The organism is Bartonella sp. CL100XZDX, assembly GCF_042195375.1.
In the GTDB taxonomy this organism is placed as follows: domain Bacteria; phylum Pseudomonadota; class Alphaproteobacteria; order Rhizobiales; family Rhizobiaceae; genus Bartonella.
Window position 1 is genome coordinate 1 of record NZ_JBHIOH010000047.1, and the last position, 5,752, is coordinate 5,752.

At 36.8% G+C, this 5,752-nt stretch carries 2 protein-coding genes; one reads left to right on the plus strand and one right to left on the minus strand.

The features are described 5' to 3' along the window. Positions 1 to 822: 822 nt before the first annotated feature. Positions 823 to 1,953, minus strand: coding sequence for a metallophosphoesterase (locus tag ACFILU_RS05305; protein WP_375675051.1), 1,131 nt, complete (start codon positions 1,951 to 1,953; stop codon positions 823 to 825). Between the two features lie 1,369 nt (positions 1,954 to 3,322). Between ACFILU_RS05305 and ACFILU_RS05310 the strand changes: the two genes are divergently transcribed. After that, positions 3,323 to 5,752: beta strand repeat-containing protein (locus tag ACFILU_RS05310; protein WP_375675052.1), on the plus strand; the 2,430-nt coding region annotated here is incomplete at its 3' end.

Consider the following 5,752-nt stretch of genomic DNA (forward strand, 5'->3'; position numbering starts at 1 on the left):
AATTGTGAGATAGACGACATAAAGCCATCGACAATCGAATTAGCCAGATCTTCGCCCGCTTGTTCCATACCAGCCTTGGCAGCATCAGAGAGCTTTTCGCGGGCAAAAAAACTCTTTCTAAACTGAAACTTCTTAAAATCCCCTTTTTACACCTCTCTCAAAGCAAAGATAAAACTGCCAAGACACGTGAGAGTCATCTAAGGATAATTGCATGAGACCATAACAGCTATAAACAGACTCCAATATTTGTATCATATTATTGTAACGATTTACTTACGTATAAAAGAAGAAGATAAAATTGTAATACAACTAAAAGTTCATACGATTAATCAAGAGAAATTATACAGCATCACAAAACATCAATTGTTTGAAGATTATAAGTAAAAAATTGATCAAAATAAAAAGCTTTTCTTATGAAAAAGAAAAGTGTTGCCCATGAGTAGATATTATAAGCTCTAATAAAGGGCATAAATTAATAATTATACCGCAACAAATTAATAAAAACAACCTTCTTGATGATTCTGGACAACAAGTGCTAGCAAATTATGAACACACCCTTGACAAACTCCCCTTTCTTCAAAGATGAAAGCCTAAAAAGAAAAAATAGAATAACAAACCATTATTCTGCTTTGTATTAAAGCTTAGTTCACATTAAACCATTGCACTTATAGCGTATAACCTGAAATCTTAGCAGCTTTGAAAAAAATATGTCTGATTTTTCACTCTATTTCTAAGTAACATTTAGACACTCCTACTGCTCTTCAAGTCCGCACATATAATACGTTTTTTCCCTCATGCTTTAAGACAAAGAAACAAATCCTATTATAACTTACTGCAACTTGCCGAAAATTGGGTGTCTTTCCCTATAACACCAAGATCTTTAATTAAAAGCGGTTTTCCTATTTCTCCATTATAGGCTTTAACGTGAATGGTCTTGCCTTTCACATCTAAGAGGTAATAATCTCCATTAAAAAGCGCACCAGCTGTATATATAGGGATATTTCCAAAAACCTTATCATTTTTCGCACGGCAATAAGACTGATAATGCGTGTGACCCACGAAGATTGCTTTAACATTATGAGAGGTAATAATTGACTTAAAGACCGACAAATCTTTAGCATTCTTTTTACGAATAAAAAAGGATTCACCATCAATGGAAGCAGCACGCGCATCATGAAAATTAATGATTGTCACTTTACCTCTTGCATCAGCAGCAGCTAAATCGTTCCTAAGCCAATCTAAAGATTTATTGATTTGCACTTCTGTAGACTGCCCCTTCAAACCAACCGTATAGCTTGGATAATTGTGAAGTTGCACATAGTGAACATCTCCATAATCCCAAGAATAACTCAAACTCCCCCTTATCGAGCGAATATTTCCACCCGAAATGGGAACCAAGCTTTCAGTAACATCTGCATTGAAATGCGATAATTGACTACGGTATTTTTTGATTTCCGATACCATTCTTGAAACTGCACTTATAGCACAAGCATCTTTGTAAAAACTGAATTCTTGAGGATTTGTACAATTACCAACATTATTGGCATAATCGTGATTCCCTAGCCCCTCATAGACAGGTGCTCCAAGAGTTTTATAAACATTTTCATAATCATCATAGTTTTTTTGTTGTCCAAACTCCGTCAGATCACCATTGACAATATGGAATGCAGCCTTGTGCGCTTTTATCACACCAGCAACCTGCTCATTTATCTTTAACCATGGCTCTCTGTTTGATATTCCATTGGCATCACCAGAGTTTAAACGCCACGGTTGCGGATCAGCCATAATGATAGCAGTATAATTTTTTGTAAGAGACTTTTCCTTCATAGACCAATCCATGAATGCATCATGATAAAGCCTCTTGTCTCTTTTTATTTTTTCAGAACCAAGATTAAAACAACCAGAGAGAGTAAAAGCAATCACGGTGATTACCAATTCAACTTTATATCTCATAAACCTATCACCATAAAAACGTTACATATTTTTTATATTAAAAAATTCCTCAGAGACAATTTTTTTAGATTTTATTGTCAAAAATATGTCAAAAATTCGAAATAACGAAAGCAATGATCCTTCAATGAAGGTGCACTTTGATGATATAAAAGCACTGTTGATTTCAAGCCTTCAACTTCAAGAACTTTAATTGATTAAGATTTATAAGCTTGGGCTCTGGCTCTTTCAAATGTCCTCGACACATCAACAGCTTATAAAGACTTAGTCGTATACTATTAAAATATCCCCAACAGGAGAAAAAATGTATTCTTATACTAGAGCGCCCAACTCCTTTGGATATCAAGATCAATTATATTATAATATTATGATAAATAAAGTATAAATAATCAAAAGTGCTAGCAACAGTGTTATAGTATTACCGTCATCATTCACTTTGATAAGCTATAAAAATGCAGAAATACTACAAAAAATACTATTATTACTTTATAAAAAATAATATAAATTATGTAAAGTATAATAATAGTTATAATTTATATAATGTAGATTTACAATAAATTTAATTATATAATATAAATCATTACAAGCACATTGTGTGTTAAATATAAATTCATACAAATTTAATATTATTTATTTTTTAATTTTGACAAAAAACCAAAAATGTCTTACCAAATAAAGAAAATTATCGAAATTAATAACAACTATCCATTTTCACTTCTTCTTATGAAGTTTGCGGGGAAATGAATATTTGGGGGCTCTCATAAGGAGAATACTGGTGTATAAAACATCCCTTTTATCATGCACAGCTGCGGCTGCTATCATCCTATTCAACATCCAGTTCACTGCACATGCTGAAACTCTTGGCGTTGCCAACGAAGAAAAAGATATATCCGGAAAAACGTACGAGACTATTTATGTAAAAGACAAAGGAAAAATCACCGGCAGTACTGTAACTGTAACTGTAACTGGAAATGAAAACACAAATACAGACACAGGTAGCGATAAATATGTTGTAACAGTTGAAGGTGCTAACAGTGCGCTTGAATTAAATGGCTTAAATATTCAAGGCACTGATTCTGATGTTCGTTTCGGTATTTCTGTAAAAGACGGCGCTAACATCAACCTGACCGGGGGGAACATTACAGCTTCTCAAACTGGCGTTTATATTGATGGTAGTAAGAATAGTAGAAGTATACTGCAAAATGTAGTGATATCAGATAATAAAAATGAAGCATCATCACTCCTTGGAATAGAAATAAACAACGAAAGTTTAATTACTTTAGAAAATGTAACAGTTAAGCAAGCAGAAACTGGTATACTTGCGGATGACGTTTCTCAAGTTATAGTATCCGGAGGATCATTCGAGGGTAAAATGGATGGCGTATATGCTATGGGCGGCACCACCATTACTGTAGATGGCGGTGCTAACATTACCTCATCTAATGGTAACGGACTCCATGCCGATGATGAAAATACCACCATAAAAATGACTGGAGGAAGCGTAACTGGAAAAGACGCAGCATTGTATACAAACGACGGTGGTCATATTAAAGTCACGGGTGGTACTCTAACAGCAAAGGGAGATACCACAAGTGCACCTACTACAGAAGGGGATAATCCTGCATCTAATAAGGGTACTAAAATTGAGAGTGGATTCGGCGCCTTGTCTCAAGGTGAAAACAGTGTGATTGAATTGTCTGATACAAAGATCAAAGATGCTACAATCGGGTTGAAAACACAAGAAAGTGGCGCAATCGCAATGACTGGGGGAAGCATTACAGCGTCCAAAGTTTGTGCATTCTTTTTGGATAGCAAAAGCAAAGAAAACGAACTGAAAGATGTAGTGACATCAAGTGGGAAAGATGATGCGCCACTAATCAATGGAATCAAGGCAACTAACAGTAATGTCACTTTAAATAATGTAACAGTGACGCAAGCACAAACTGCTATAGATGCATATGATTCCACAGTAAAAGTTTTAGGAGGATCATTTGATGCAGAAAAAACAGCAATATTTGCTCAAAACGGCGGCAACATCACTTTAACTGGCGGTGCAAAAATTACATCATATAATGATGCTGGACTCCATGCGGCAAGTTCAAAGTCCATCATCGAAATGACAGGAGGGAGCATTACAGCGAAAGAGGAAGCAGTAACGACAACATACGGTGGCCATATTACTGTTACAGATGTCACCCTAAAAACAAATGGTGATGGATTTGGTGTAGCTTCTGATGACTTTGGTAGCATGATTGAATTACTTGGAAAGACAACGATTAGTGATAGTGCAGTCGGGCTTCAAGCACAAAACGGTGGTGTAATCAAGATGACTGGGGGAACCATTACAGCTTCCAAAGCTGGTGCTGGATTCTTAAACAGTAACAGCCGTGAAAACAAACTAGAAAATGTGACAATATCGAGTGGTAAAGACGATGCGCCACTGAACTTTGGAATAAAAGCAGATAAAGGTACCGTCACTTTAAAAGATGTAACAGTGATTCAAGCAGCCGCCGGTATACTTGCAGATCATGATTCGACAATAACAATCTCGGGAGGATTATTTGATGCAAAAGGTGCAACAATATCTGCTCAAAACGGCAGCGCTATCACTTTAACAAATGGTGCAAAAATTACATCATCTGGTGATGTTGGATTCTATGCAAAAGGTTCAAACTCCTCCATCACAATGATAGAAGGAAACGTCACGGGAAAAGGGAATGCTTTGGCTGCTGAAGATGGTGGCCATATTACTGTTACAGATGTTACCCTAAAAACAAATGATAGCGATAAGTCATCTGGTGTATTTTCTAATGGCGAAGGCAGTGTAGTTGAATTGCTTGAAGGAACAACGATTAGTAATAGTGAAATTGGACTTACAACAAATGATGGTGGCGCAATAAACATGACTGGAGGAACCATTAAAACTTCTCTAGTTGGTGCCGGCTTCTTAAACAGTAACAGCGGTGAAAACAAGCTAGAAGGTGTGAAGATATCGAATAGTAAAGACGATGCGCTACTAAACTTTGGAATAAAAGCAGACAAAAGTACCGTTGTTTTAAATAATGTAGAAGTGACTCAGTCCGCCGCCAGTATAGTTGCAAATGATCACTCAACAATAACGGTCTCAGGAGGATCATTTAGTGGACGTGATGTAGGAGGAAGCGCCGAAGCCAGCAGTACGATTATCTTAAAAAACAATGCTAACATTACATCATCTGATGGCGGAGGACTCCTTGCAGACGGTTCAGGATCTAAGATCATAATGATGGGAGGATCCGTAGCCGCGAACGAAACAGCGTTATTCGCAATCAACGGAGGGCATATTGATGCCACAGATGTTGCTCTAACAACAGAGGGAAAAGGAAACGGTGCATTTGTAAGTGGCAATGACAGCACAATTCAATTGCATGGTGATACAATAATTAACAATACTTTGGGCGGCCTTGGAGCAGTTGACGGTGGTAAAATCACCAGCAAAGATTTAACAATAATCGGTGGTGAAGCACTTGAAGGCCCCGACAACGAACGCACTGGTATATGGACATCGGACTCTGATAGTGAAGTTAGGTTAATGGGCAAAACAACCATTCAAAATGTTGATGAAGGGTTTTATGCAGGCGGTGGAAGTCAAATCATTAGCGGAGATTTAATTATAACCGGTGGTGAAAGTAAAACAATGACCGTTGGTGTAAACGTTGCAGAAACTGATAGTTTAATTAAGTTAAATGGCAAAACAACTATTCAAAATGTTGGTATTGGTCTCGCTACTGGTGAAGATGGCACAATTAAGATGGTTAATGGC